Origin of the sequence: Corallococcus sp. RDP092CA, from assembly GCF_041903675.1 — a bacterium.
Taxonomy (GTDB): Bacteria; Myxococcota; Myxococcia; order Myxococcales; family Myxococcaceae; genus Corallococcus.
Genome location: NZ_JAYESI010000002.1, coordinates 61,067 through 85,593 on the forward strand (window position 1 = coordinate 61,067; position 24,527 = coordinate 85,593).

At 72.3% G+C, this 24,527-nt stretch carries 26 protein-coding genes; 15 read left to right on the plus strand and 11 right to left on the minus strand.

Translation table 11 applies throughout. The features are described from left to right. Nucleotides 1–40: 40 nt before the first annotated feature. The 6 genes from U8525_RS02595 to U8525_RS02620 form a co-directional block, all read right to left on the minus strand. Nucleotides 41–685 carry a TetR/AcrR family transcriptional regulator gene (locus tag U8525_RS02595; protein WP_374260676.1) on the minus strand — a complete coding sequence of 215 codons (645 nt, stop codon included), beginning with the start codon at nucleotides 683–685 and terminating at the stop codon, nucleotides 41–43. 19 nt (nucleotides 686–704) lie between these two features. Next, complete coding sequence (locus tag U8525_RS02600) at nucleotides 705–1,970, minus strand: metallophosphoesterase (RefSeq protein WP_374260679.1); 1,266 nt, start codon at nucleotides 1,968–1,970, stop codon at nucleotides 705–707. Between the two features lie 99 nt (nucleotides 1,971–2,069). Continuing rightward, entirely contained in the window at nucleotides 2,070–2,672 is a 603-nt protein-coding gene (locus tag U8525_RS02605; protein WP_374260682.1) for a hypothetical protein, read from the minus strand. 257 nt (nucleotides 2,673–2,929) lie between these two features. Then, on the minus strand, nucleotides 2,930–3,982 hold the full coding sequence (locus tag U8525_RS02610) for an alpha/beta hydrolase-fold protein (protein ID WP_374260685.1): 1,053 nt from the start codon (nucleotides 3,980–3,982) through the stop codon (nucleotides 2,930–2,932). Between the two features lie 17 nt (nucleotides 3,983–3,999). Then, complete coding sequence (locus U8525_RS02615) at nucleotides 4,000–4,908, minus strand: TIGR01777 family oxidoreductase (RefSeq protein ID WP_374260687.1); 909 nt, start codon at nucleotides 4,906–4,908, stop codon at nucleotides 4,000–4,002. After that, entirely contained in the window at nucleotides 4,905–5,462 is a 558-nt protein-coding gene (locus U8525_RS02620; protein ID WP_374260690.1) for a hypothetical protein, read from the minus strand. Before U8525_RS02620 ends, U8525_RS02615 begins: the two co-directional genes overlap by 4 nt. Nucleotides 5,463–5,584: 122 nt before the next feature. Here U8525_RS02620 and U8525_RS02625 point away from each other — a divergent pair, with 122 nt between their 5' ends. The 12 genes from U8525_RS02625 (at nucleotide 5,585) to U8525_RS02680 (ending at nucleotide 16,651) form a co-directional block, all read left to right on the plus strand. Then, nucleotides 5,585–6,673, plus strand: coding sequence for a polyprenyl synthetase family protein (locus tag U8525_RS02625; protein WP_374260692.1), 1,089 nt, complete (start codon nucleotides 5,585–5,587; stop codon nucleotides 6,671–6,673). 10 nt (nucleotides 6,674–6,683) lie between these two features. Beyond that, on the plus strand, nucleotides 6,684–8,225 hold the full coding sequence (locus tag U8525_RS02630) for a phytoene desaturase family protein (RefSeq protein WP_374260694.1): 1,542 nt from the start codon (nucleotides 6,684–6,686) through the stop codon (nucleotides 8,223–8,225). Further along, nucleotides 8,222–9,256, plus strand: coding sequence for a phytoene/squalene synthase family protein (locus tag U8525_RS02635; RefSeq protein ID WP_374260697.1), 1,035 nt, complete (start codon nucleotides 8,222–8,224; stop codon nucleotides 9,254–9,256). Before U8525_RS02630 ends, U8525_RS02635 begins: the two co-directional genes overlap by 4 nt. Next, complete coding sequence (locus U8525_RS02640; protein WP_374260701.1) at nucleotides 9,253–10,704, plus strand: phytoene desaturase family protein; 1,452 nt, start codon at nucleotides 9,253–9,255, stop codon at nucleotides 10,702–10,704. Before U8525_RS02635 ends, U8525_RS02640 begins: the two co-directional genes overlap by 4 nt. Next, the gene (locus U8525_RS02645; RefSeq protein WP_374260704.1) at nucleotides 10,701–11,660 is read left to right on the plus strand and encodes a carotenoid 1,2-hydratase; all 960 of its coding nucleotides are present in this window, start codon (nucleotides 10,701–10,703) and stop codon (nucleotides 11,658–11,660) included. The genes U8525_RS02640 and U8525_RS02645 overlap by 4 nt, the downstream gene beginning before the upstream one ends. Beyond that, nucleotides 11,657–12,775 carry a glycosyltransferase gene (locus tag U8525_RS02650; RefSeq protein WP_374260707.1) on the plus strand — a complete coding sequence of 373 codons (1,119 nt, stop codon included), beginning with the start codon at nucleotides 11,657–11,659 and terminating at the stop codon, nucleotides 12,773–12,775. The genes U8525_RS02645 and U8525_RS02650 overlap by 4 nt, the downstream gene beginning before the upstream one ends. Continuing rightward, a complete protein-coding gene (locus U8525_RS02655; protein ID WP_374260710.1) occupies nucleotides 12,772–13,146 on the plus strand; it encodes a lycopene cyclase domain-containing protein in 375 nt (124 codons plus the stop codon). Before U8525_RS02650 ends, U8525_RS02655 begins: the two co-directional genes overlap by 4 nt. Then, nucleotides 13,143–13,490 (plus strand): lycopene cyclase domain-containing protein, encoded by a 348-nt coding sequence (locus U8525_RS02660; RefSeq protein ID WP_374260712.1) that lies wholly within the window; start codon nucleotides 13,143–13,145, stop codon nucleotides 13,488–13,490. Before U8525_RS02655 ends, U8525_RS02660 begins: the two co-directional genes overlap by 4 nt. Further along, a complete protein-coding gene (locus U8525_RS02665; protein ID WP_374260714.1) occupies nucleotides 13,487–14,164 on the plus strand; it encodes a lysophospholipid acyltransferase family protein in 678 nt (225 codons plus the stop codon). The genes U8525_RS02660 and U8525_RS02665 overlap by 4 nt, the downstream gene beginning before the upstream one ends. Beyond that, nucleotides 14,161–15,021, plus strand: a complete 861-nt coding sequence (locus U8525_RS02670) for a MerR family transcriptional regulator (protein ID WP_374260717.1) — start codon at nucleotides 14,161–14,163, stop codon at nucleotides 15,019–15,021. Before U8525_RS02665 ends, U8525_RS02670 begins: the two co-directional genes overlap by 4 nt. Before the next feature lie 12 nt (nucleotides 15,022–15,033). Then, nucleotides 15,034–15,936, plus strand: coding sequence for a MerR family transcriptional regulator (locus tag U8525_RS02675; protein WP_374260720.1), 903 nt, complete (start codon nucleotides 15,034–15,036; stop codon nucleotides 15,934–15,936). Between the two features lie 244 nt (nucleotides 15,937–16,180). Then, nucleotides 16,181–16,651 (plus strand): SMI1/KNR4 family protein, encoded by a 471-nt coding sequence (locus tag U8525_RS02680; RefSeq protein WP_374260723.1) that lies wholly within the window; start codon nucleotides 16,181–16,183, stop codon nucleotides 16,649–16,651. A gap of 12 nt (nucleotides 16,652–16,663) precedes the next feature. Here the strand turns inward: U8525_RS02680 and U8525_RS02685 are convergent, their stop codons facing one another. Further along, nucleotides 16,664–18,016: a cytochrome P450 gene (locus U8525_RS02685; protein WP_374260725.1), complete on the minus strand. Its 1,353-nt coding sequence runs from the start codon at nucleotides 18,014–18,016 to the stop codon at nucleotides 16,664–16,666. 234 nt (nucleotides 18,017–18,250) lie between these two features. Here U8525_RS02685 and U8525_RS02690 point away from each other — a divergent pair, with 234 nt between their 5' ends. Beyond that, a complete protein-coding gene (locus U8525_RS02690; protein WP_374260728.1) occupies nucleotides 18,251–19,594 on the plus strand; it encodes a hypothetical protein in 1,344 nt (447 codons plus the stop codon). 54 nt (nucleotides 19,595–19,648) lie between these two features. Here the strand turns inward: U8525_RS02690 and U8525_RS02695 are convergent, their stop codons facing one another. Further along, a complete protein-coding gene (locus U8525_RS02695) occupies nucleotides 19,649–20,167 on the minus strand; it encodes a hypothetical protein (RefSeq protein ID WP_374260730.1) in 519 nt (172 codons plus the stop codon). 34 nt (nucleotides 20,168–20,201) lie between these two features. Next, complete coding sequence (locus tag U8525_RS02700) at nucleotides 20,202–20,600, minus strand: hypothetical protein (RefSeq protein WP_374260733.1); 399 nt, start codon at nucleotides 20,598–20,600, stop codon at nucleotides 20,202–20,204. A gap of 145 nt (nucleotides 20,601–20,745) precedes the next feature. Between U8525_RS02700 and U8525_RS02705 the strand changes: the two genes are divergently transcribed. Continuing rightward, nucleotides 20,746–22,659 carry a propionate--CoA ligase gene (locus U8525_RS02705; protein ID WP_374260736.1) on the plus strand — a complete coding sequence of 638 codons (1,914 nt, stop codon included), beginning with the start codon at nucleotides 20,746–20,748 and terminating at the stop codon, nucleotides 22,657–22,659. 4 nt (nucleotides 22,660–22,663) lie between these two features. Here the strand turns inward: U8525_RS02705 and U8525_RS02710 are convergent, their stop codons facing one another. After that, complete coding sequence (locus U8525_RS02710; protein ID WP_374260738.1) at nucleotides 22,664–23,302, minus strand: TetR/AcrR family transcriptional regulator; 639 nt, start codon at nucleotides 23,300–23,302, stop codon at nucleotides 22,664–22,666. 122 nt (nucleotides 23,303–23,424) lie between these two features. On the opposite strand from U8525_RS02710, the gene U8525_RS02715 reads away from it, so the two are divergent. After that, a complete protein-coding gene (locus U8525_RS02715; RefSeq protein ID WP_374260741.1) occupies nucleotides 23,425–24,087 on the plus strand; it encodes a hemolysin III family protein in 663 nt (220 codons plus the stop codon). A 12-nt stretch (nucleotides 24,088–24,099) separates the two neighbouring features. On the opposite strand, the gene U8525_RS02720 is transcribed toward U8525_RS02715, so the two are convergent. After that, nucleotides 24,100–24,480, minus strand: a complete 381-nt coding sequence (locus tag U8525_RS02720; RefSeq protein WP_374260744.1) for a winged helix-turn-helix transcriptional regulator — start codon at nucleotides 24,478–24,480, stop codon at nucleotides 24,100–24,102. Between the last annotated feature and the right edge of the window lie 47 nt (nucleotides 24,481–24,527).

Genomic DNA, 24,527 nt, shown 5'->3' on the forward strand with positions numbered 1-24,527 from the left:
TTCCGGGCCGCGGGCCGCCCGGCCCGGTGGGCCCGGCGCATCAGCCCAAGGAGCTGCGCACGTGGAGGTCGCCGGAGAGGATCTGATCCAACGACGCCATCAGCGGGTCGTAGCTCACGGTGTCGCGGTACAGGTTGTGGTGCAGGAGGATGCCCAGGTAGCCGCCCATCATCGTGTGGGCCATGTGCACGGGGTCCACCTCCGGGCGGAACTCCTGCCGCTTCTGGCCGTAGCGGATCATCCCCGCCAGCACCGACACGTAGAGGGAGATCTTCTCGCGCAGCGCCTCCGTCACGCGGTCGTTGGCCTCCGCGGACTCGGCGGACAGCATCCCGAAGAAGATGCCGTATTCGCGGTGGTAGCGCAGGAACTGCGAGGTGCGCGACACCACGAAGACCAGCTGCTCCCGGCCGGACAGGGTGCGGCGCTCGGCGAGCAGCGGCGTGAACTCCATCAGGTAGCGCTGGTGCAGCTCGTCGATGGCCGCCAGCAGCAGGTCTTCCTTGGTGGGGAAGTGCCAGTACAGGGCGCCCGGCGTCATCCGGATGGCCTTCGCCAGGTCCGACATCGTCGTCGACAGGTAGCCCCGCCGGGCGAACAAGGTGATGGCGGCCTCCAGGATCTCGATCCGCGTTCGCGCGGCCCGCTCCTGTTTGATTTCGCGCTTCGCTGGTTCCTTGCTCATTTCCAGGTAAATCTACACCTCACGCCAGGAGCGTCACCTTAACGATTTCCGACGGGGCGGCGACGCGCAGGGGCGGGCCCCAGAAGCCGGTGCCCCGGCTGACGTAGAGGTGGCTGTCGCCGTCCTGGAAGAGGCCGGCGGCGTGCTTCCAGATGGCGGAGACCGCGAGGGTGAAGGGGAAGAACTGGCCGCCGTGGGTGTGGCCGGACAGCTGCAAGCCCATGCCCGCCTTCGCGGCGACATCCCAATTGGATGGTTGGTGCGCGAGCAGCACGGCCGCGCGGTCGCGGTCGCGGCCCGCGATGGCGGCGTCCAGGTTGTAGCCCTGGGGGCCGTTGCGCATGGACCAGTCGTCCACGCCCACCAGGTCGAACGCGCCGCCCGCGTCTCCAATCGTCACGTAACGGTTTCGCAGCACGGTGAGGCCCAGGCCGGTGAGCGCGTCCGCCCAGGCGCTCGCGTTCCAGTAGTACTCGTGGTTGCCGGTGATGAAGTGCGTGCCCGCGCGCGCCTGGAGGTTCTGGAGCGCGGCGACGGAGTGGCGCAGGTCGCCCACCGTGCCATCCACCAGGTCGCCGGTGATGGCGACCAGGTCCGGCTTGAGCGCGTTGGTCCGCCGCACCAGCTCGTCCATGAAGCGCCGCTGGATGATGGGGCCCACGTGGATGTCGCTCAGGTGGACGAGGGTGAAGCCATCCAGCGCCCTGGGCAGGCCGGGCAGCCGCACCGCGATTTCGTTGACCACGGGCGGATGGAACGCGCTCCACATGCCGTAGCCGGTGAGGCCGCCCGCCGCGAGCACCGCGCCGCCCGCGGTGGCCCGCGCGAGGAACAGCCGGCGCGCCTCATCCACCGGCGGCGCCGCGGGAGCCGGGGGCGCCGCGGGCGGCGCGGTGACGGCCAGGTCCGACAGCGACGGCGGCGGGGCGGGGTCCGGCGCGGGCGTGGCCAGCGGCGCGGCGACGCCCCGGTGGCCCCGCGTGCGCGCCACCAGCCAGCGCACCGCGCCCAGCAGCGCCAGGGACAGCAGCAGGTAGACGGCGACGCCCATCCACGTCCACGCGGCCACGGCGACGATGAACGCGGAGGGCGCCACGCGCGTCACCACCCAGGACAGCAGCAGCGGCAGGCACAGCGCCGTCAGCAGCCCCTTGCCGGCCGCGCGCCAGGTGGGGTTCGCGGACGTGTCGCGGAAGAGGCGCCGGTACAGGTAGATGTGGGCGTAGACCGACGCGACGCTGACGAGGAGGATGAACAGGATGATGCGCAACGGGCTTTCCACCATGGGGAGCCCATCCTTGCGCGCACGCGCCACGGCGCAACCGGCATGCGCGTGAAGAAGCGTGAAGCGCGCGGGGGCTCGACCCTGGCGGAGGCCGGCCGGCTACTTCCGGGTGGTGTCCAGCGCGGCGCCGATCTCCTGCCACTCCTGGGCGTAGGTGCCCCGGGAGAAGGCGCGCAGGTCGTCGCCAGTCACCGTGCCGCGGGAGAGCGCCGTGTCGAGCGCCTTCACGATGGCGTTCTTGTGCGGCTGCTCGACGTACGGGTTGTTCTCGCGGAAGACCTCGCCGAAGAGCGTCTCCAGGCGGCCGTCCTGCTTCAGCCGCTCCACGATGCGGTTCTGGGACACCGGCGCGTCCGAGTGCGCGTGCAGCATCGCGGAGGCGATGCCGCTCTGCGCGTCCGCGTCCGGGAACTCCTCCAGCAGCCCCAGCTCGATGTCCGCCTGGGCGATGGACTCCGCGTCCGCCGGCGAGGGCGGGGCCTTCACCGCCTGCGTCTGCGTGGGCGTGGGGCGCCCGGGGGCGGGGCGCGCGGGCTCGAAGTCGCTGCGGCCCTGGAACGAGCGCACGTTGGCGTTGGCGGGCGTCCGGCCCTGCGCGGCCCCCGGCTTGCCGTCGCGCGAGGCGTCGCTCCGCTCGGACCGCTCGAACTCCGAGCGCTTCGGGGGGAGGGACGGGCGGTTGCCACCATCGACGCGAGACATGAGGGGACTCCAGGGGCGGGGGAAGACCCGTCGCGGTACTCGCGCCGGGTTGCGCACCTACATCCGTTATCGGTCCGTCCTTCCCCCGGGTTGCGTGGCCTGCGGGTCCACAAGCCCCGCCCGGCCGCCCGTCTGCCGCGCCGGAGGCCCCTCCCAATCCGGGATCATCCGGCCTTGGCCGCCTTTCCTCCACGCCAACCCCTTGATTCCCCGGGGATTTCGGCCCGGGCGGAAATCCAGCCGTTCGCCGCGCTGCGTCACCCGGCGGGCGAGAAAATTTCTTCCAGGCCGGCGGGGAGGCTGGTCTGCCACGCCGGGTAATTGTGGCCCCCGCTGTAGGGCCGGTAGGTGACGCGGTGCCCGGCGGCGTGGAGGGCGGGCAGGAGGCGCTGGTTGCCGTCCTGGAGTCCCTCGAAGCGGCCGCAGTCCATCCAGACGTGCAGGGGCGGCTGGCCGGTGCGCCGGGCCAGGTCGAAGACGACCAGGTCGGTGCCTTCGATGGAGAAGGCGCCGGACTGGGACAGCACGCGGCCGAAGACGCGCGGCAGGCGCTGGGCCGCGTAGAGCGCCATCAGGCCGCCCAGCGACGCGCCCAGCACCGCGTGCGCGCCCGGCGCGCGCCGCTCATCCACCAGCGACAGGTGCTCGCGGGCCAGGGGCAGCACGCGCTGGTGCAGGAGGCGCACGGTGGCCTCGCTGCATGCGTATTCCGTGGTGCGGGCCGGGCCGCCGTTGGACACGAAGGCCATGGCCACCGGGCGCATGCGGCCCGCGGCGATCAGGTTGTCCACCAGCGTGGGCAGCCGGACGCGCCTCAGGTAGTCGTCGCCGTCCAGCACCACCATGAGCGGCACGGGGCCCCGCGCGGGCGGCGCGTAGAGGGCCACCGCGCGCTTCCTGCCCACGGCGTACTCGTGGGTCTCCACCTGGTGGCGCGTCACGCGGCCCCTCGTCACGCCGCGCGCGCGCCTGCCCAGCGGCGTGGCCCCGCCCTTCGGCATCCAGAAGCAGTGGTTGAAGTCGCCGAAGCCGTTGTCGGAGCGGCGCGGGTTGAGGACGTCGCGCACGCGGCGGCCCCTGGCGTCCTGGAGCGCATACTCCACGTAGGCGTCCTCGGGCAGCGCCAGCGAGCGCGCCCACAGCCCCCTGCCCACGCGCTCCAGCGGCAGCGGCGTGCCGCGCCAGTCCTGGAAGTCTCCCTGGAGGAAGACGGGGCGGGGGCCCCTCCACACGAAGGTGGCGGTGTCTCCGTCGATGAGCGGCGTGCCCTCTTCGCGCGCGCGGGCTTCCAGCGTCCGGATGTCATCCATGCGTGGCGCGCACTGTATTAGGGGGACAGCAGGTCGCGCAGCGCCTCGGTCAGGTCGGGGTGGCGGAACTCGAAGCCCGCCTCCAGCGCGCGGCGGGGCATCACCCGCTGGCCCTCCAGCGCCACGTGCGCCATCTCCCCGAAGCGCGCCTTGAGCACCAGCCCCGGCACCGTCAGCGCCGCGGGCCGCTCCAGCACCGCGCCCAGCGTGTGCGCGAAGGTCGCGTTGGTGACGGGCTCCGGCGACGTGGCGTTCACCGGGCCGGACAGGGCGGGGTGCTCCAGCGTGAAGCGCATCAACTGGAAGAGGTCCTCGCGGTGCACCCAGCTGACGTACTGCTGGCCGTGGCCCACCTTCGCGCCCGCGCCCAGGCGGAACACCGGCAGCATCCGGTGCAGCACGCCGCCCGCCGGGTGCAGCACCACGCCGATGCGCAGGCGCACCGTGCGGATGCCCGCCTCCTCCGCGCGCAGGGCCTGCGCCTCCCAGGCCTGGCACACGTGGGCGAGGAAGTCGTCGCCGGGCGGGTCCTCCTCCGTCAGCGTCTGCGTCGCGCGCGCGCCGCCGTAGTAGCCCACCGCCGACGCGCAGACGAAGTGCCGCACGGTGCCGGCCTGCCTCAGGGCCTCCACCAGCACGCGCGTGCCCTCCACGCGGCTGTGGTGGATGCGCTGCTTCGCCTCGTGTGTCCAGCGCTGGTCCACCGGCTCGCCGGCCAGGTGCACCACGCCCTCCGCCCCCGCGAGCGCGTCCGGCGACAGCGGCGTGCTCCCGTCGAAGAAGGACCCCGTCACTCCGGCGGGCAGGCGGCCGAGCGCGTGCTCCACGTTCCGGCTGAGCACGTGCACGGTGTGGCCGGCTTCCAACAAACCTTGAACAAGGCCTGGGCCGAGGAAGCCGGTGGCACCCGTGCACGTCACCCTCACGGGGAGTCCTCCGCCGGGGTCGACAGGTCCTGGCCCACCAGCGCCCCCAAGGCGGTGAAGAAGCGCTCCTGCTCCTCCGGCTTCATGCGCCCGGAGTGGCGGTAGACGGGCGCGCCCTCCGCGTCCAGCAGCAGCACCGAGGACGTCTTCGTGGGCAGCTTCCACGGGGGCTGGCCCAGGGTGCCCTTCAGGTCCACCAGGATGGGCACGCCGGCCTTCTTCTCTTCGTCACGCACGTACGACAGGGCGATCTCCCGCGCGGGAAAGAAGTCATATTTCTCCAGATTGGCCACGGCGACCACGGACGCGCTCTCCAGGAGTCCGCGCGCGCGTCCCCGGGCGAACAACTCCGCCTTCAAGGCCGCGTTGAGTGTCGTGGAGTCCTTGTCCTCGTAGAAGAGGATGACGGGTTTCCCACGCCAGCGCGCCAGCTGGACCCGCGCTCCGCTGGAGGTGCTTAACGTCGCGTCCACCGGCTCCGCGTCCGGGGCGGCGCCATGCGCGCTCCCCGCCGCCAGGGTCACCGTCAACGCACCTGTGATCCACGCCTTCATCGGGTGTCTCCATGTCCAAGGTTTTCGGTAAACATTGGACATAGCCTTGACAATCTCTGGACGCAAACGCTACCTCTAGGGGAAAGGCTGCCGCCGTGCTCCCGACTTCGGAGATCCGCTTCATGGCCACCCTGCTTCCCAACGTGCAGCAGACCTCCGCCGGCGCCGCGCACCTTGAGCAGGCCTGGCTGCAGCTCGTGCAGGGGCAGGTGGAGTCCGCGCTCGCCCGGCTCTTCGAGCTGCCGGACGAGCAGGCCCTGGACGCGCGCTGGACACAGGCGGCGGCGCAGGCGCGGGCCTATGCGCTGCGGCCGGCGAAGCGGCTGAGGCCCGCGCTGGTGCTGGCGGGGCACGGGCTGGCGCGCGGGAGCACGGCGGTCCCGCCGGGGCTGTGGCGCTTCGCCGCGGGGCTGGAGCTGCTGCACACGTTCCTGCTCATCCACGACGACGTGGCGGATCAGGCGGAGCTGCGCCGGGGTGGGCCGGTGCTGCACCGGATGCTGGCCCCGGGCCGCCCGGGCGAGGACCTGGCGGTGGTGATGGGGGACCACCTCTTCGCGCGCGCGCTGGAGGCGATGCTGGAGTCGGGCCTGCCGGGCGCGGCGCGGGTGGCGCGCTACTACCTGGGCGTGTGCCGGCACACGGCCGCCGGGCAGTACCTGGACCTGGACCTGGCGCGCGCGCCGCTGGCGGAGGTGTCGCTCTTCCAGACGCTGCGCGTGGCGCACCTCAAGACGGCGCGCTACGGCTTCAGCGCCCCGCTGGTGTGCGGCGCCATGCTGGGCGGCGCGGACGTGGCGCTCCAGCAGGGCTTGGAGCGGGTGGGGCGCGCGGTGGGGCTCGCGTACCAGCTGCGCGACGACCTCATCGGCCTGTTCGGCGACACGTCCGTGGCGGGCAAGGCGTCCGACGGCGACTTCACGCAGGGCAAGCGCACGTTTCCCGTCGTGGCCGCGTACGTGCGCGCCTCTCCCGCGGGCCGCGAGGAGCTGGAGCGGCTGTGGGCGCTGCCGGTGGAGCGCAAGGACGGCGCGGCGCTGGCCCGCGCGCGGGAGCTGGTGGCGGACTTCGGCGGCCGCGCGGCGTGTGAGCGCGCGGTGGAGCGGGCGTCGCGCTCGGCCCGGCGCGGTCTCCAGGTCCTGCCCAACCCCCACGGCATGAGGGACCTGCTGGACACCCTCATCGCCCGGCTGTCGCACCGCGCCGCTTGAGGACACCGTCATGAGCGCACAGGGCAAGCGGGTGGTGGTGGTGGGCGCGGGGGTGGGCGGGCTGGCCGCGGCGGCGCGGCTCGCGCGGCAGGGGTTCGACGTCCAGGTCTTCGAGAAGACGCGCGGCCCGGGGGGGCGGTGCAACCAGCTCCAGGTGGATGGCTTCACCTGGGACGTGGGCCCCACCATCGTGCTCATGCCGGAGGTGTTCGAGGAGACCTTCCGCGCGCTGGGCCGGCGCATCGAGGACTTCCTCACGCTGGTGCGGTGCGACCCGAACTACCGGGTGCACTTCCGGGACGGCTCGGACATCACCTTCACGTCCGAGCTGTGCGCCATGGGCCGCGAGCTGGAGCGCGTGGAGCCGGGGGGCTTCCAGCGCTACCTGGCCTTCCTCGCGCAGGGCCGCGACCAGTACCGCATCAGCCTGGACCACTTCGTGGGCCGCAACTTCGAGGGCGTGAGCGACTACTGCTCCCCCGGGGTGCTGGCCCGGATCTTCAAGGCGCGCGCGCACCGCCGCATGTACGCGGACGTCAGCCGCTTCTTCCAGGACGACCGGCTGCGCGCGGCGATGACCTTCCAGACCATGTACCTGGGCGTGTCTCCCTTTGAGGCGCCCGCGGTGTATGGCCTGTTGCCCTTCACCGAGCTGGGCGTGGGCGTCTGGTTTCCGAAGGGCGGCCTGTATGCCATTCCCCTCGCGCTGGAGCGGCTGGCGCGCGCGGAGGGCGTGGCGCTGCACTACGGCCGGCCGGTGGAGCGCATCCTCACCGAGGGCGGGCGCGCCACGGGCGTGCGGCTCGCGGGCGGTGACGTGGTGTCCGCGGACGCGGTGCTGTGCAACGCGGACCTGCCCTACGCGTATGAGAAGCTGCTGGACCCGAAGGACGCGCCGCTCAAGCGGGGGGAGAAGCTCCGCTACACCTCCAGCGGCTACATGCTCTACCTGGGCATGAAGAGGCGGGTGCCGGGCCTCCTGCATCACAACGTGATGTTCGGCCGGGACTACGCGGGCTCCTTCGAGGACATCTTCCGGCGCTTCCGCGTGCCGGAGGACCCCAGCTTCTACGTCAACGTGCCCACGCGCACGGACCCCTCGCTGGCGCCGGAGGGGAAGGACTCGCTCTACGTGCTGGTGCCGGTGCCGCACCAGCACCCCGGGCTGGACTGGAAGGTGGAGGGCCCCCAGGTGCGCGCGAAGGTGTTCCAGCGCCTGGCGGAGCTGGGGTACCCGGACCTGGAGGCGGACATCGAGGTGGAGCGCGTCTTCACCCCGGACGACTGGGCGGGCACGTACAACCTGGCGCGCGGCAGCGCGTTCGGGCTGGCGCAGAACTTCTTCCAGATTGGCCCCTTCCGTCCGGCCAACGTGGATCCGCGCGTGAAGAACCTGTTCTTCGTGGGGGCCTCCACGCAGCCGGGCACGGGCCTGCCCACGGTGCTCATCTCCGCGCGGCTCGTCACCGAGCGGCTGACGGCGTGGGCCCGCAAGCAGGGCGTGGCGCTGGCGCCGCGTGAAGGCGTCCGGGCGGTGGAGGTGGCGGCATGAGCGACACCGCCGCTCCGGCGCTCATCGCGCGGGGCTACCAGCGCGCCCGGGCCGTCACGCGCCACCACGCCAGGAGCTTCTACTTCGCGTCGTATCTCCTCTTCGGGCAGCGGCGGAGGGCGGCCTTCGCGCTGTATGCCTTCTGCCGCCGGCTGGACGACCTGGTGGACGCGGGCGAGAGCGCGCTGCCGGGCGGAGCGCCCCTGGACCTGGCGACGCGCCTGGCCTGGGCGCGCGAGCGCGTGGCGGAGGTGTACCTGCCGCTGCCGGAGCTGGCGTCGGAGGCGCTGGGCCCGCCGTCCGCGCGCCAGCCCCGCGCGGACGCGCCGTCGCCGTGGGACCCGAGCGAGTTCGCGGCGCTGCGCCACACCATCCACCGCGCCCGGATTCCCGAGCAGCCCTTCCAGGACCTCATCTCCGGCATGGAGATGGACCTGACGAAGCAGCGCTACGACACGTGGGCGGAGCTGGACCTGTACTGCTACCGCGTCGCGGGCGTGGTCGGGTTGATGCTCACGCCGGTGCTGGGCTGCGAGGACGCTCGCGCGGTGGCGCCGGCGGCGGACCTGGGCCGCGCGATGCAGCTCACCAACATCCTGCGCGACGTGCGCGAGGACCTGGAGCGCGGCCGGGTGTACCTGCCCTCGGAGGAGCTGCGCGCCTTTGGCCTCGCCGAGGACGACCTGCGCGCGGGGCGGGTGGACGCGAGGTGGCGCGACTTCATGCGCTTTCAAATCCAGCGCGCGCGGGCGTACTACGCGCGCGCGGCGGCGGGGGTGCGCCACCTCACCGGCTTCGGCAGCCAGCGGATGGTGCGGCTGATGGGCGCCATCTACGGCGACATCCTGCGCGACATCGAGGCGCGGGACTACGACGTGTTCCGCGGCCGGGCGCACACGACGACGGGCCGCAAGCTGGCGCTGGCGGCGACCGTGCTCCTGCGGCCCCGGGCCGCGCTGCCGGAGGCGTCCCTGCCGCTGCCCTCCGCGCCGGCGCCGCTGGTGTCCACGGGCACGGGAGGTCCGCGATGAAGGCCTCGCGCGTGGCGGTGATCGGGGGCGGCATCGGCGGGCTGACGGCCGCGGGCCTGCTCGCGAAGGAGGGGCACGCGGTGACGCTGTTCGAGGGCGGCCCGTCCCTCGGAGGCAAGGCGCAGGCGGTGACGGTGGAGGGGCTCACGCTGGACACGGGGCCCACGCTGCTCACGTTGCCGGCGCTGGTGCGCGGCACCTTCGAGCAGTTGGACGCGCTGGACCTGCTGCCGCCGTTCACGGAGCTGGAGCCGCAGTGCACCTACCACTTCGCGGACGGGTGCGGCTTCACGGCGTACAAGGACCTGGAGCGCATGGCGGACAGCGCCGCGGAGCTGCGCCCCGTAGAGCGCAAGGGCGTGCGCTCCTTCTACGCGGAGGCCGCGGCCATCTGGCGCGCGGCGGGGGAGCCCTACCTGGAGGCCCCCTTCGAGGGCATGGCCGGCTTCATGGCGCGCGTGGCCCGCAGGGGCATTGGCGCGATGCTGGCGGGGCTGAAGCTGGACACGCTGCACGCGCTGGCGGCGAAGCACTTCCAGACGCATCACCTGCGGCAGTACGTGGGGCGCTTCGCCACCTACGCGGGCGGCTCGCCCTATGCGTCCAGCGCGGCGTTCGCGCTCATCCCGCACATCGAGCATGCGTATGGCGTGCACCACGTGCGCGGTGGCATGGGGGCGCTCGTGGAGGCGCTGGGGCGGGCGGCGCGGCGGCTGGGCGTGACGGTGCACCTGGACACGCGCGCCCGCTTCGAGCGCGTCGCCGGGGGCTACCGCGTGGAGCCTGTGGCGGAGGTGTTCGACAGCGTGGTGGTGAACGCGGATCCGCTGGCGGCGCTGCGCCGGGAGTCGGAGCCGCTGTCGCTGTCCGGCTTCGTGTTGCTCCTGGAGGTGGAGGGGCGCACGGCGGTCCCGCACCACGCGGTGATGTTCGGCGGGGACTACCGGAAGGAGTTCGATGCGCTCTTCGCGGGGCAGCTCGCGGCGGACCCCACGGTGTATGTCTGCAACCCGTCCGCCACGGACTCGGGCATGGCGCCGCCCGGCCGCACGGGGCTGTTCGTGATGGTGAACGCACCGGCCATGCCGGTGGAGGAGGGCAGGGCGGAGCAGGCTCGCCGCGAGTGGGAGTCCGACGCGGCGCGCGTGCGCGAGCAGATGTTCGAGAAGCTCCTGCGGCACTACCCGGCGTTGAAGGGGCGCGTGCGCGTGGTGGGGCAGCGCTCGCCGGTGGACCTGGCGGCGCGCGGGGCTCCGGGCGGTTCCATCTACGGCTTCCTGCCGCATGGCCGCTTCGGTCCGTTCCGCAGGCCGCGCATCCGGGGCGGCACGCCGGGGCTGTTCTTCGCGGGCGGTGGCACGCATCCGGGGGGCGGCGTTCCGCTGGTGATGCTGTCGGGCCGGTTCGCGGCCCAGCTGGCGTCCGCGCACCTGCGGGAGGTCGCATGAAGGCCATCCTCGCCCAGAGCGTCCCGTCCGAGACGCCGGAGTCGTGCGCGTTGCCGGCGCTGCCGGACACGGCGGGGGCGTATCGCTGGTTCTACGCGGACGTGAGCGCCGGGCCGTACAGCGCGGTGTGCATCTTCATGCTGGGGTCGTTGTTCTCTCCGCGCTACTCGGTGGCGGCGAGGCGCGGAGGGCATCCGCTGGCGTACAGCGCGGTGAACTTCGCGCTCTACCACCAGGGGGTGCGCAGGTTGTGGGTGCTCAGCGAGTACCCGCGCGTGGAGCTGCAAGGGCCGGGGCGGCTGCGCATCGGCCGCTCCACGTTGACGCACGCGGTGGATGGCACGGTGCGCATGGACGTGGATGACGGGACGGCGCCGTGGGGCCGCCCGGTGCGCGCGAGCCTGACGCTGCGGCCGCTGACGGGGCGGGGCGCGGAGGTGCAGCTCATGCCGGGCCTGCCGCACTACTGGCAGGCCCTGGCGCCCCGGTCGGAGGCCCGGCTGGAGGTGGCCACGCTGGGCGTGGCGGCGGAGGGGCTGGGCTACCACGACACGAACCACGGCCAGGAGTTGCTGGGCGCGCGGCTGTCCGGCTGGCATTGGGCGCGCACGCACCACGCGGACCACACGGCGGTGGACTACCACCTGCCGGATGGCGTGGCGCCGGTGCGCATGATGGCGGGGCCCTCGGGCGTGGTGTGCGAGCGCGGCCCGGATCCCGAGGCGCGCCCCATGACCCTGACGGGCTGGGGGTTGCGCATCCCCGCGAGGCTGCACACGGGCAATGAGGTGGTGGGCTCGCCGCGCCTGCTGGAGTCGTCGCCCTTCTACGCGCGGCTGGAGTCGAGGCGGGACACGCTGGACACGCTGGGCGAGGTGGCGGACTTCCGCCGCTTCCATTCCCCGTTCATCCGCTGGATGGCGCACTTCCGGACGCGCGTGGGGCGGGCGCCATGAACGCGCTCGGCTTCTTCACGCTCGGATGGGCGGCGGTGGCCGGGGGCTTCAGCGCCGTGGCGCTGGCGCGGCTGTGCCGCCGCGCGCCCGTGACGGTCGGAGGCCCGCTGCCCTCCGTGCTGCTCCTGCGCCCCGTGGACGCGCCCACGCCGCTGGAGCTGGAGAACCTGGGACGCCCCATCGACTACGCGGGGCCGCTGGAGCAGGTGGTGCTGGCTCCCTACCGCCCGCGTCTGGCCGCGGGCGTGCGCTGGCTCCCGAGCGACCCGGTGTGCCCCAACCGCAAGGTGGGTCACTTGCTCTACGCGCTGGGGACACTGGACGTGCGCGGAAGGGTGGTGCTCGCGGTGGACGCGGACGTGGCGGTGACGGGCGCGCTGGTGGAGGGGCTGGCCGCTCCGCTCGCGGCCGGTGTCGCCTTGAGCACCGCCGCCCCTACCCCCGTGGGCGCGCTGGACGCGGCCGGCCGCGCCATGGCCGGGCTGCTTCGCTGCACGCATCACAGCTTCCGCGCGCTGCATGCGATGAGCGCGGGCGCGCGGGCCGTGTGTGGCAAGGCGCTCGGGCTGTCACCGCGCGCGGCGGAGGAGCTGGTCGGCCTGTCGGACCACATCGGCGAGGACCTGGAGCTGGCGAAGCGGCTGCACGCGCACGGCCTGGACGTGGCGCTGAGCCTCGCGCCCGCCTGGGTGCCCGTGGCCCACGGGACGCCCTGGCGTGTGCCATTGGAGCGCTTCACGCGCTGGATGCAGGTGCTCGCGAGCCACCGGCCCGGCCTGTACCCCACCGTGCCGCTGCTCTTCTCGCCCACCGTGCCGCTGCTGCTCCTGGCCGCGTGGCTCCACGAGCCCGCTGTTTGGCTCACGGTGGGGGCGCTCGTCGCCGTGCGCACGCTGCTGTCGCTGCGCCTCGCCGTGCTCAGCCGCGTGCCCGGCGTGGCGGACACGGGCCACGCGCTGACGGACTGGGTGCGGGGGGAGCTGCTGCTGCTCGCGGCCTTCGCGGCGTCGCTGACGCGGCAGGGGCGGGTGACCTGGCGTGGCCATACCTACGCGCTGGAGGCTGGGGGACGCATGGTGCGCGTGACACCGCGATGGAGTGGAGGCCCGGGATGACCTACGCGCGCTTCCTGGGCCTCTTCGTCGTCCTGCCCATCCTGTTCCTGCTCGCGCGCTACCGCCGCACGCTGTCGTGGCGCGGGCTCGCGCCCCTGGGCCTGCTGCTCATCATCGTCTACGCGGCCACGTCGCCGTGGGACAACATGGCCGTGAAGTGGGGCCTGTGGGGCTTCGACCCGGAGCGCATCTGGGGCGTGAAGCTGGGCTACCTGCCGCTGGAGGAGTACCTCTTCTTCGGCCTCCAGACGCTGCTCGTGGGCCTGTGGGCGCGCGACCGGCTGGAGCGCGCGCTGGCGAAGCGCGTCGCCGAGGCGCAGAAACCCGTCCACGCGGAGCGGACCCTGGAGTCCTCCGAGGTGTCGCCATGATGGAGACGCGCTGGGCGTACCTCGTCCACCTGCTGGCGTGGACGCTGCCGGTGATGGCCCTCCAGCTGGCGGCGCTCGTGCATCACTACAAGGCCCGCTCGGGCGAGGTGCTGCGCGCGGTGCTGCCTCCGGCGCTCGTCATCGGCGTGTACCTGTCCGTCGCGGACCACCTGGCCATCTCCGCCGGCATCTGGAGCTTCGGCGAGGGCCGCCACATCGGCGTCTCCGTGGGCGCCGTGCCGCTGGAGGAGCTCCTCTTCTTCCTCATCACGAGCGTGCTGGTGTCGCTGGGGCTCGCGCTGTTCACGGCGCTCCTGCGGCGCAGGGAGGCCCGGGCGTCTTGATTCGCGCGGCCAAGGGTGGGCCCTTCGGGTGGGCCGTGGACCGGTACATCGGGTGGAAGGTCCGCTCGACGTTCCGGGGGCTGTGGGTGCGCGGCGAGCTGCCCGCCGACGGCGTGGGCCGGCTCGTCTACCTGAACCACACCAACTGGTGGGACGGCTTCGTGCTACACCAGCTCTGCCAGGTCGCGGGTTGGGACGGCTACTGCCTGATGGACGAGGACACTCTGCGCCGCTACCCCTTCCACACGAAGATGGGCGCCTTCAGCATCCGCAAGCAGGACGCGATGTCGTCCCTGGCCTCCCTGAGGTACGCGAAGGAGCTGCTGCGCAGGCCGCGAGCGGCCGTGTGTGTCTTCCCGGAAGGCGAGCACCGGCCCTTCGGCGTCCACCCGCTGCGGCTGGAGCGTGGCGTGGAGCTGCTGGCCCGCGCGGCGAAGGCGGAGTGCGTGCCCATCGCCATCCGCTACGCCTTCTTCGAGCACGAGCGCCCGGACGTGCTGCTGGAGGTGGGCGCGGTCCACGAGGCCGGGCCGCTCGAGCGCTTCCAGCGCGGGCTGGAGACGGTGGTGCGGCGGGTGTCCGAGGCCACCCGCCTGGAGGGCTTCACGCGGAAGGTGGCGGGGGCGCGCGGCGTGGCGGAGCGCTGGGACCGCGCGCGGGGCCTGGGCCCATGAGCCTGCGCATCCGCACCATCGCCCGGCTCACCGGCATCCGCGAGGCCACGCTGCGCGCCTGGGAGCGCCGCTACGGCTTCCCGCGCCCGGAGCGCAGCGAGAACAACTACCGCGTCTATTCGCGCGATGAGCTGGACGCCGTCCACCGGGTGGCGAAGCTGATGGAGGAGGGCCTCGCGGTGAGCGAGGCCATCGCCCAGGTGCGCGACGAGCCCCGCACGTTCGGCCCGCCGGGAGCGAGGCACCTGGAGCGCTTCTGGGCGGCGGTGATGGAGCTGGACTCGGAGGCCGCGGACGCGGCGCTGTCCGAGGCCCAGGCGGGGCTGGATGCCATCACGTGCTGCGATACCGTCCTCGTCCCGCTGCTGCGGGACATGGCCTCCCGCCTGGACGTGGCGCGCGAGCACATGGCGTCCGCGCTGGTGCGGCATCGGCTGCGCATGCTGCTGACGGGGATGGAGCGCGTGGGGGAGGGGCCCCGGGGGCTCCTGGCGTGTCCGGCGAGGGACCACCACGAGGGGGGCTTGCTCGCGCTGGGCGTGCACCTCAAGGCGCGGGGGTGGCGGGTGACGCTGCTCGGGGCGGACACGCCCGCGGAGGCGTTGCGGGGGGCCTGCCTGCAGGTGCGCCCGGACGTGGTGGCGCTGTCGTTCAGCCGCCGCCGGGACGTGGGGGACTTCGTCTCGGTGTTGTCGGAGGCGATGCAGGCGTGCGTGCCCGCGCCGGTGGTGGTAGGCGGTCCTGGGGCGCGGGAGCACCTGAAGGCGCTGTTCACCCTGGGCGCGCAGTACGCGGAGTCCGCGGAGGAGCTCATCGCCGTCTGGCAGCAGGCGCGAAACGCGCAGAACCGACCATGAAGCACCCACACCATGGCTGAGCGCACCTATCGCATCCACGTCGCCGCGGAGCTGTCGGGGGTCCGGGTGGAGCTCATCCGGGCCTGGGAGCGCCGCTACGGGGTGCTCGCGCCGGAGCGCACGCCCGCGGGCTACCGCGTCTACACCGACCGCGACGTGGCCCTGCTCAAGCGGCTCAAGGCGCTGACGGACGAGGGGGTGTCCATCAGCGAGGCGGCGAAGCTGTTGCCCCAGCTGCGCGCGGAGCTGGAGGTGGCCGCTCCCCCTCCCGTCGAGGGCCCCGAGGAGCGGACCGGGTCGCAGCCGGAGACGTGGCGCGCGGCGGTGCTGTCCGCGGCCCAGGCGTATGACCAGCCCCGCGTGGTGCGCGTCCTGGATGAAGTGCTGGCGGCGCTGCCGCCCTTGAGGGCCTTCGAGGACGTGCTGGTGCCGGTGCAGCGCGAGGTGGGTGAGCGTTGGCATGCGGGAGCCCTCACGGTGGCGCAGGAGCACCTGGTGACGCAGGTGGTGCGCGAGCGGCTGGTGAGCCTGCTGCACGGCTCTCCTCGCGGAGGGCACAAGCACGCGGTGCTGGCGTGCTTCCCGGAGGAGGAGCACGAGATTGGCCTGCTGGGCGCGGCGCTGCGGCTGCGGTACGCGGGCCTGCGGGTGACGCTGTTGGGGCAGCGCGTGCCGGCGGAGGGGCTGGGCGAGACGGTGGCGCGGGCGAGGCCAGACGTAGTGGGCCTGTCCGCGGTGACCAACCAGGGCGCCACGGTGTTCGAGGACGTGCTCGGCCACATCCGGCAGGCGCTGCCCAAGGGCCTGCCCCTCTGGGTGGGAGGCCCCGCCGCCCAGACGCACGCGGACGTCTGCGAGCGCCTGGGCGTGACGCTCTTCACCCACGAGGACGACTGGTCACGGATGGCGGGCTGAGCGTCCGCCGTGCTCCTCAGTGCGCCAGGGCCCCGAGGGCCTTCGCCTGCGCGTCGATGAAGTGCCCGGAGTCCGAGTCCACCGGATCCGAACCTCCGTGAGCCACTTGATGCGCCGCTCCGACCGTCCATCACCACCGAGGAGAGTGGAAACAACGATCTCTTTGGCCTCTATAACCAGTGCTACGCCAACGAGCCGCCGTGGACCCAGGTGGGCACGGATCATCCCTATGGAGAGTAGGCCCATGTCGATGAGGGAAATGCTCGAAGAGGTGTCACGTCTGCACCACGCACGCCCACCCGCGACGCCGGAACAAATCGATGCGTTCGAGCAAAGGGTGGGATGGCGCCTGGACCCGGAGCTGCGCGCTTTCTATCTGCACTGCGATGGCGCGGACCTGTTCGACTCCGTCGACCCCGCCTTCTCATTCCTTCCCTTGGAACGGATTCGCCGTGCGCGGGTGGTGATGCGCAAGGACGACACCGACCGAGCAGGGCCCGCGTCCTGGTACGCCATCGGCGAGGTGCAGGACAGCAACTACATCCTGCTCGACGTAAGCCATCAGCGGGACGGCAGATATCCCATTCGCGATGGCTACAATGAAGCGTTCCCGAACCCGGACTACTGCCGTCAGATCGCGGGTTCATTCGCTGAGTTCCTCCGCGGAGCGCTTCGTTCCAGTGGACGCTGGTTCTGGCTCCGAGAGGACGCGTAGGCGACCCGGGCGCTACACCGCCCGCGGTGTGAGCGGGATGCCGTGCTTCGGGCGCAGGGTGATGGCGGGGAGGACCTCCGGCGCGGGGCCTGGCGCGGCGTCGAAGTGGAGGCGCTGGAGCACCGTGGCCAGCACCAGGCGGATCACCATCAGCGCGGAGCCCGCGCCGATGCAGAGCCTGGGGCCTCCTCCGAACGGACAGTACGCGAAGCGCGGGATGCGCCGCTCCAGCCCGTCCGCCCAGCGCTCGGGACGGAAGGCCTCCGGCTCCGGGAAGTGGCGCGCGTCCCGGTGCAGCGCCCACTGGGACCACGCGACCACCGTCCCTGCGGGGACGCGCACGCCGTCCAGCCGGTCGTCCGCCTCCGCCACCCGGCTCATGCCCCACGCGGGGGGATACAGCCGCAGCGACTCCTTCACCACCTGCTCGCAGTACGGCAGCGACGGCAGGTCCGCCACCGTGGGCTCACGGCCTCCCAGCACCGTGGCCAGCTCCCGCCGCAGCGCGGCCTCCGCCTCCGGGTGGCGCGCCAGCAGCCACAGGCTGAGCGCCAGCGCGGCGGCCGTCGTCTCGTGCCCGGCGATCATCAAGGTCAGACATTCGTCGCGCAGCTGCGCGTCCGTCAGGTGCTCGCCGTCCTCCGCCTGTGCCTCCAGCAGCAGGCCCAGCAGGTCGTCTCCAGGGCCTCCCTGCCTCCTCCGACGCTCCACCACGGCGTCCACGATGGCGTGCAGGGAGCGCAGGGCGGCCTGGAACCGCCGCTGTCCCGGCGTGGGCACCCAGGCGGGCAGCGGCAGGGGCGTGTCGAAGAGGAACTGGGCATGCAGCATCACCGACTCCATGGCCCGCCCCACCTCCCGCGCCTGCGCGGAGAGGTTCGCGCCGAAGAGCGTCCCCGCCACCACGTCCAGGGTCAGCGCCATCATCTCCGGATACGCGTCGAAGACCGCCCCCTCCCGCCGCGCCGCCATCCACGTGTTCGCGGCCTTCACCGCCACGCTCCCGTGCGCGGCCAGCAGGTTCTTGTGGAAGGCCGGCTGCATCATCCGCCGCCGCAGCATCCAGAAGTCACCGTGGCCGGTGAACAGGCCATGCCCCACCACCGCCTCCAGGGCGCGCTTCTGGAAGGCGTCCTTGGGGTAGTTGCGGAAGTTCTTCACCAACACGTGCTCGATGGCCTCCGACGTGTTGAGCAGGTAGATGTCCGTCCCCACGAAGCGCGTCCGCACCACCGCGCCCCGGTCCGCGTAGCGCAGGAAGAAGCCCAGCGGATCCTTCCGGTACTCCAGCCCCTGCCCCACCCACGGCAGCCCCGCGGGAAGCCGGGGCGGGAGGACCGCGGAGTCGGAAGGGGCGGCGTGCATGCGGCGGCTCCTGGACGGGCATGAACGACCTTCCCGAGGGCGCGAGTGTACCCGAGCCGGTCCGGTGGAGGCCCCACGGCGCCGATGACGCCCCCGCGCGCTCCAGCCGTCGTCGTCGTGACACTCCCGTCCGGCGGACGCGCGCCGGGAAGTCGTTGGACCTGTATTCAATGAAAAAAGTGATAGAGCGGCTGGGCTCATCAAGGTCGGTGGGTGGCTCCAGCAAGGACGGATATGCGTCTTCTCCAGCGGTTCTGGGTGGCTCTCGTCGCGGCACAGCTCCTGTTCGTCTCGTCGTCGGCGCGCGCGGACAGTTACGACAACGTGTGGATGGAGAGCTCGTACATCACCCAGTGTTCGTTCACGTCCGCCAACCCCACGGTGGGGGCCGTCTCCAGCGCGTCGCCGGGCTACGGCGCCCTGAATGACTGGCGCATCGGCAACGGCCAGGCGGACGCCGTGGATCCGGGGACGTCCGCCATCGGCGCCATCGGGCTCTTGTATGGCTACCAGCGGCTGGTGTCCGCGGGGCGCAGCAACAGCGACCTGGACTCGCGGGCGAAGACGGCGCTGAGCGGCTACTTCTGGAGCTGGGTGCGCAACCCCCAGAACCACGTGGTGGAGCAGGACGGGAGCGTCACGCGCGTCGGCTTCATGCAGCCGCCAGGGGGGCAGTTCGTCACCTATGACGCCCACGGGAACATCACCCGCACGTTCCCGGGCGGCGCCGCCGCCACGGCGGAGGTGCTCATCGCCATGCGCAAGTACTGCCTGTACTCGCCCAACGGCGACCGGGCCAACTACCAGTCGCAGGAGTACGCGCTGGCGCACCAGATGGCGGACTACATCAACGCGCACCTGGGCTCCTGGACCATCGACCGCTCCTACGCGGTGGCGGCCTTCCGGGCCTTCTCGCACTGGGCCTCGGCGGTCGGCGACAGCGCGACGGCGGCCTACTACAACGACCGGGCGAACGCGGTGTCGGGCCTGCTGGCCGCCGCCCAGGACCCGGGCTCCTGGGGCAACTACTACGCGTACCTCGATGGCGGCGGCAACGGCGTCTACAACGGCGGCGTGGACCAGACGGGCTTCGCTCCGTATGAGTTCAGCGCCCGGGACCCGGGAGAGGCCTACGCGAAGAAGCTCGCGGACTGGTGGAACTCCGGGCAGGCGTACAACGGCGCGTACCTGAGCGTGCAGGGCGGGCGCTACGCGGGCGGCGTGCACCAGTGGACGCCGCAGGGAGGCACGGACACCAAGGTCTACCCGGGCTCCGCGCTCCAGCTCGCGGACGCGCAGTGGAAGATCGCCCGGGCCACGGGCAACTACCACGACCTGTATGGCGCCGCCTGGAGCCACTACAACTTCGCCCTGTCGGCGCTGGGCGCGTCGAGCGGCTCCGGCTGCTGGGTCAACAACACGTCCGTCGATGGCGTCGTGGGAGGCTTCGTGGACTGGGTGGACACCGCGACCGGCGCGCGCCCCGTCGCGTGGCAGCGCTTCGTGGACACGAGCGCCTACTTCCTCGTGGCCACCGAGGAGCTGGTCTTCTCCAACCTGGTGGACTGGAGCCACTGAGCAAGGGGGCGGACCACCCGGAGCCTCCGGTCGCGCGGGCGGGCGCTTCGCGCCCTACTGCTCGTCGCCGAGCACCGGCCGGAGCTGGCCGCTGTTGATGGCCAGCGACAGGCGCTGCTCCAGGGCCTCCAGCTCCTCGCGCGTTCCGCCGCGGAGGGCCTGGTGGAAGCGCTGCTGATCCGCCTCCGTCCAGCGGCCCCTCCCGAGGGCTTCCGCCAGCACCTGCTGCCCCTGGCGCGAGGCCTCCACCGGGTCGGGCGTGGGGGCGGGGCGCACGTCGTCCTCGGGTTCCGGGGGAGGCGCCGGCGCGGGGGGCCTCGCCGCGAGCACGGCGAGTTGCTCACGGATGAGCCGCAGCTCCTGGCGGGAGTCCTCCGCCTGCGTCACCACGGGCGCGGGCGCGGGGCGGGACTGCACGAGGGGGCGGAGCCGGGCGAGCTGCGCCTCCAGCTTCGCGTCCAGCAACTGCTCCACGCGGGACTCCAGGGTGGTGAAGGTCAGCGCCACGCCCCCGGTGATGCCGAGCGCGATGCCCGGGACCTGTGACAACAGCGTCTGGAGGAAGGTCTTCATCGAAGGCTCCGGGGGCGTGGCGCAAGCGGCGGGACTACGGCCCCTTCGGCTCCAGGTGCGAGCCCTTGAGCACGTCGATGGTCTGACAGACGCCGCTCGCGTCCCAGGCGAAGTAGAGGTAGGCCGAGTCGTTGGCGGACTGGACGCTGCGGATGAGCGCCGGCGAGGACGAGTAGCAGGACACGGAGGCGCCCGCCGCGTTGTTGGCGAAGCACCGCACCGACTCACCCAACGCCGCGTCCGCGAAGGTGCGGCAATAGATGTTCTGGACGGTGTCCGCGCTGTTGCGCGCCGTGCCCATCGCGCCGTAGGCCGTGCGGGCGGTCGAGTTGATGGTCACGAAGAACTGCGTCTTCGACCCTGCGTAGGCCACGGGCACGGCCAGCAGGACCAGCGCGGCGGACATCCCCAACGTCTGCGTGGAACGCTTCATGGTGTGGGCTCCCCTTCAGTGGAAATGCTGAAGGGGTTACGCCCGCGGTGCTGATTATTCCCGAGCATCTTCCGGGAGCCGTCCTTCCCACCCGGGAGGACCCGCCCCTATCGTCCAGGGACATCCCCTTCGCAGGAGCGTCCGCATGGGCAGCTATCTGGACTTCTACCGCCGCTCCATCGAAGCGCCGGAGGCGTTCTGGGCGGAGCAGGCTCGCCTCATCGACTGGGAGCGGCCCTTCGACGCGGTGCTGGACGCCTCCCGGCCGCCCTTCGCGCGCTGGTTCGTCGGGGGGCGCACCAACCTGTGCCACAACGCGGTGGACCGGCACCTGGCCACCCGCGCGGACCAGCCGGCGCTCGTCTTCGAGTCCACGGAGACGGAGCAGCGCCGCCAGTACACCTACGCCCAACTGCACGGGGAGGTGAACCGGGCGGCGGCCATGCTGCGCTCGCTGGGCGTGGGGCGCGGCGACCGCGTCATCGTCTACATGCCCATGGTGCCGGAGGCCCTCTTCGTGCTGCTCGCCTGCACGCGGCTGGGGGCCATCCACTCGGTGGTGTTCGGCGGCTTCGCGGCGCACAGCCTGGCCATGCGCATCGACGACGCGACGCCCGTCCTGCTGGTGACGACGGACGCGGGCATGCGCGCGGGCAGGGTCGTCCCGTACAAGCCGCTGGTGGACGAGGCGCTCACGCTCGCGAAGCACCCGCCCGCGCACGTGCTGGTGTTCCACCGGGGGCTCGTCCCGGACAGCCCCGTCACGCAGGGGCGCGACGTGGACTTCGCCACGCTGGCGGAGCAGCACGAAGGCGCCCGCGTGCCGGTGGAGTGGCTGGAGTCCTCCGAGCCCAGCTACATCCTCTACACGTCCGGCACCACCGGGAAGCCCAAGGGCGTGCAGCGCGACACGGGCGGCTACGCGGTGGCGCTGGCCGCGTCCATGCGCCACATCTACACGGGCCAGCCGGGCGAGACGATGTTCACGGCCTCGGACATCGGCTGGGTGGTGGGCCACTCGTACATCGTCTACGGCCCGCTGCTGAACGGCATGACGACGGTGCTCTACGAGGGCCTGCCCATCCGGCCCGACGCGGGCATCTGGTGGCGGCTCATCGAGCAGCACAAGGTCCGCGTGATGTTCACGTCGCCCACGGCCATCCGCATCCTGAAGAAGCAGGACGCGGCGTTCCTGAAGCAGCACGACACGTCCAGCCTGCGCTACCTGTTCCTCGCGGGCGAGCCGCTGGACGCGCCCACGCACGCGTGGATCTCCGACGCGCTGCCGTCCACGCAGGTGCTGGACAACTACTGGCAGACGGAGACGGGCTGGCCCATCCTGGGGCCCGTTCCCGGGGTGGAGCCTCGCAAGCGCAAGCTGGGGTCCCCGGGCACGGCCATCTACGGCTACCGCGTGAAGCTGGTGGACGGGCTGAGCGGCGAAGAGGTGACGGCGGCGAACCAGAAGGGCGTGCTGGTGGTTCAGCCCCCGCTGCCACCGGGCTGCCTGTCCACGGTGTGGGGCGACGACGCGCGCTTCGTCTCCACGTACTTCTCCAGCTTCGACACGCCCCTCTACAACACCTTCGACTGGGCCACGCGCGACGAGGACGGGGACTACTTCATCCTCGGCCGCACGGACGACGTCATCAACGTGGCGGGCCACCGGCTGGGCACGCGCGAGATTGAAGAGGCCATCAGCGGCCACCCGGCCATCGCGGAGGTGGCCGTGGTGGGCGTGAAGGACGAGCTCAAGGGCCAGGTGGTGATGGCCTTCGCCGTGCCCAAGGACCCCGCGCGCCTCGTGCGCGAGGAGGACCGCGCCGCCCTCTCGCGCGAGCTGATGGACACGGTGGGCCGGACGCTGGGCGCCGTGGCCCGCCCCGCTGCGGTGCACCTGGTGGCGGGCCTGCCCAAGACGCGCTCGGGCAAGCTGCTCCGCCGCAGCATCCAGGCCGTGGCGGAGCAGCGCGAGCCGGGCGACCTCACCACCATCGAGGACCCAGGCGCGCTGGAGGGCATCCAGGCGGCGCTCCAGGCGCGGCCTCCGAAGGCGTAGCCCTTCAGCCCTTGCGCTTCGCCTCGCGCCTCGCGCCGGGCGCGGCGGGGTCCTTGGGCAGGTGCCGCAGGCCCATCCACCCGAGCGCCGCGACGTGGCGGGCCACGTTCTCCGTGGAGAAGGCCTTGCCCTCCGCGGCCCACCAGTGGCCCACCTGCGTCACCATGCCCACCAGCGCGTTGGCGTAGATGGGCGCCACCTTGGATGGGTAGCCGGCGCGCTCGAACTCGCTGCGGAAGACGTCGCCCACGCGGTGGGCCAGGTCGTCAATGACGCGCGTCAGCCCGCGCCGCGCCGCCGCCGTGGGGGAGTCCCGCGTCAGCACCGCGAAGCCCGCGGGCTCTTCCTTCACGTAGGCCATGAAGGCCAGCACCGCGTCCTCGAAGCGCTGCCGGGGCGTGCCCTGCGCGATGCTCGCGGACACGCGCGCCACCAGGTCCTCCAGCTCCCGGTCCACGATGGCCGCGTACAGCCCCTCCTTCGCGCCGAAGTGCTCGTAGACGATGGGCTTGGACACGCCCGCCTGCTGGGCCACCTCTTCGATGGAGGTCGCCTCGTAGCCCTTCGAGGCGAAGGCCGCCCGGCCGATCTCCATCAACTGGACCCGGCGCTCCGCTCCCGTGAGCCGCTGTTTCTTCTTCAAGTTGACCTCGAACCTACCCACCAGTAACTTACCCAATCGAAACCTACCGAAGAGTAGGTGCGGCGAGGAGGTGGCGTCATCATGAAATGCCTGGATGCTCGGGGTGTCGAGTCCACGGTGGGGTGCGCGTGAGCGCGGCGGTGATGGGCATGGAGAAGCCGAGGTTGCGAGGGGTGCTGCACCAGTGGGCGGCGGCGTTCGCGGTGGGCGCGGGCGTGGTGCTGGTGGCGATGGCGCCCACGCCGCGCACGGCGGTGGCGTCCGCACTGTACGCGCTGAGCCTGGTGGGGCTGTTCACCATCAGCGCGACGTACCACCGGGTGAACTGGTCGCCGGGGGCCCGTGCGTGGATGCGCCGGGCGGACCACGCGGCCATCTTCCTGCTCATCGCGGGGACGTACACGCCGGTCATCCTGCTGGGGCTGCCGCCCGCCGTGGGCAACCCGCTGATGGCGTGGCTCTCCGCGGGGGCGCTGCTGGGCATCCTCCAGTCGCTGTTCTGGGTGGGAGCGCCCAAGTGGGTGACGGCGGCGCTGGCCATCGCGGTGGGGTGGACGATGATGCCGTACTTCGGCGACGTCTTCCGCGCGGTGGGGCCGGGCGCGAGCCTGCTCATCATCGCCGGGGGGCTGGCGTATACGCTGGGGGCGCTCGCGTATGCCTTCAAGCGGCCCAACCCCCGGCCCGGCGTCTTCGGCTACCACGAGGTGTTCCACGCGATGACGCTGGTGGGCGCGGGGCTGCACTTCGCGGTGGTGCTGCGCCTGGTGCGCGCGGCGGGATAGGCCGCGCTTCCTTCAGCGCGCCGCGACGGCGAGCCGGCGCTTCGGGGCCGTGGGCTCCGGGGGCTTCCGGCGCAGGTAGGTCTCTCCCCAGGACTTGAGCGCGGCAATCACGCCGCGCAGGGTCTGGCCCTGTGGCGTGAGGCTGTATTCGACGCGCGGGGGGACCTCCGCGTACACCTGCCGGTGCACGAGCCCGCTCTGTTCCAGCTCGCGCAGGTGCTGCGTCAGCATCCGCTGGGTGACGTCCGGGATGCGCTTGCGCAGCTCCCCGAAGCGCAGCGTGCCTTCGAGCAGGTGGTAGAGGATGAGCCCCTTCCACTTGCCGCCAATCACATCCAGCGTCGCGGACACCGGACAGCCGGCGGAGCAGTCGTAGGTCTTGTGCCGGGCCATGGTTCCCTTTTCGTGTGTATGGGCGGAAATCCTGCGTACTTGTCCGT

What these genes read in the sequence shown, in the direction of transcription:
- U8525_RS02595 (WP_374260676.1), bottom strand. Translation starts at nt 685, where the DNA reads ATGAGCAAGGAACCAGCGAAGCGCGAAATCAAACAGGAGCGGGCCGCG.
- U8525_RS02600 (WP_374260679.1), bottom strand. Translation starts at nt 1,970, where the DNA reads ATGGTGGAAAGCCCGTTGCGCATCATCCTGTTCATCCTCCTCGTCAGC.
- U8525_RS02605 (WP_374260682.1), bottom strand. Translation starts at nt 2,672, where the DNA reads ATGTCTCGCGTCGATGGTGGCAACCGCCCGTCCCTCCCCCCGAAGCGC.
- U8525_RS02610 (WP_374260685.1), bottom strand. Translation starts at nt 3,982, where the DNA reads ATGGATGACATCCGGACGCTGGAAGCCCGCGCGCGCGAAGAGGGCACG.
- U8525_RS02620 (WP_374260690.1), bottom strand. Translation starts at nt 5,462, where the DNA reads ATGAAGGCGTGGATCACAGGTGCGTTGACGGTGACCCTGGCGGCGGGG.
- U8525_RS02625 (WP_374260692.1), top strand. Translation starts at nt 5,585, where the DNA reads ATGGCCACCCTGCTTCCCAACGTGCAGCAGACCTCCGCCGGCGCCGCG.
- U8525_RS02630 (WP_374260694.1), top strand. Translation starts at nt 6,684, where the DNA reads ATGAGCGCACAGGGCAAGCGGGTGGTGGTGGTGGGCGCGGGGGTGGGC.
- U8525_RS02635 (WP_374260697.1), top strand. Translation starts at nt 8,222, where the DNA reads ATGAGCGACACCGCCGCTCCGGCGCTCATCGCGCGGGGCTACCAGCGC.
- U8525_RS02640 (WP_374260701.1), top strand. Translation starts at nt 9,253, where the DNA reads ATGAAGGCCTCGCGCGTGGCGGTGATCGGGGGCGGCATCGGCGGGCTG.
- U8525_RS02645 (WP_374260704.1), top strand. Translation starts at nt 10,701, where the DNA reads ATGAAGGCCATCCTCGCCCAGAGCGTCCCGTCCGAGACGCCGGAGTCG.
- U8525_RS02650 (WP_374260707.1), top strand. Translation starts at nt 11,657, where the DNA reads ATGAACGCGCTCGGCTTCTTCACGCTCGGATGGGCGGCGGTGGCCGGG.
- U8525_RS02655 (WP_374260710.1), top strand. Translation starts at nt 12,772, where the DNA reads ATGACCTACGCGCGCTTCCTGGGCCTCTTCGTCGTCCTGCCCATCCTG.
- U8525_RS02660 (WP_374260712.1), top strand. Translation starts at nt 13,143, where the DNA reads ATGATGGAGACGCGCTGGGCGTACCTCGTCCACCTGCTGGCGTGGACG.
- U8525_RS02670 (WP_374260717.1), top strand. Translation starts at nt 14,161, where the DNA reads ATGAGCCTGCGCATCCGCACCATCGCCCGGCTCACCGGCATCCGCGAG.
- U8525_RS02675 (WP_374260720.1), top strand. Translation starts at nt 15,034, where the DNA reads ATGGCTGAGCGCACCTATCGCATCCACGTCGCCGCGGAGCTGTCGGGG.
- U8525_RS02680 (WP_374260723.1), top strand. Translation starts at nt 16,181, where the DNA reads ATGTCGATGAGGGAAATGCTCGAAGAGGTGTCACGTCTGCACCACGCA.
- U8525_RS02685 (WP_374260725.1), bottom strand. Translation starts at nt 18,016, where the DNA reads ATGCACGCCGCCCCTTCCGACTCCGCGGTCCTCCCGCCCCGGCTTCCC.
- U8525_RS02690 (WP_374260728.1), top strand. Translation starts at nt 18,251, where the DNA reads ATGCGTCTTCTCCAGCGGTTCTGGGTGGCTCTCGTCGCGGCACAGCTC.
- U8525_RS02695 (WP_374260730.1), bottom strand. Translation starts at nt 20,167, where the DNA reads ATGAAGACCTTCCTCCAGACGCTGTTGTCACAGGTCCCGGGCATCGCG.
- U8525_RS02700 (WP_374260733.1), bottom strand. Translation starts at nt 20,600, where the DNA reads ATGAAGCGTTCCACGCAGACGTTGGGGATGTCCGCCGCGCTGGTCCTG.
- U8525_RS02705 (WP_374260736.1), top strand. Translation starts at nt 20,746, where the DNA reads ATGGGCAGCTATCTGGACTTCTACCGCCGCTCCATCGAAGCGCCGGAG.
- U8525_RS02720 (WP_374260744.1), bottom strand. Translation starts at nt 24,480, where the DNA reads ATGGCCCGGCACAAGACCTACGACTGCTCCGCCGGCTGTCCGGTGTCC.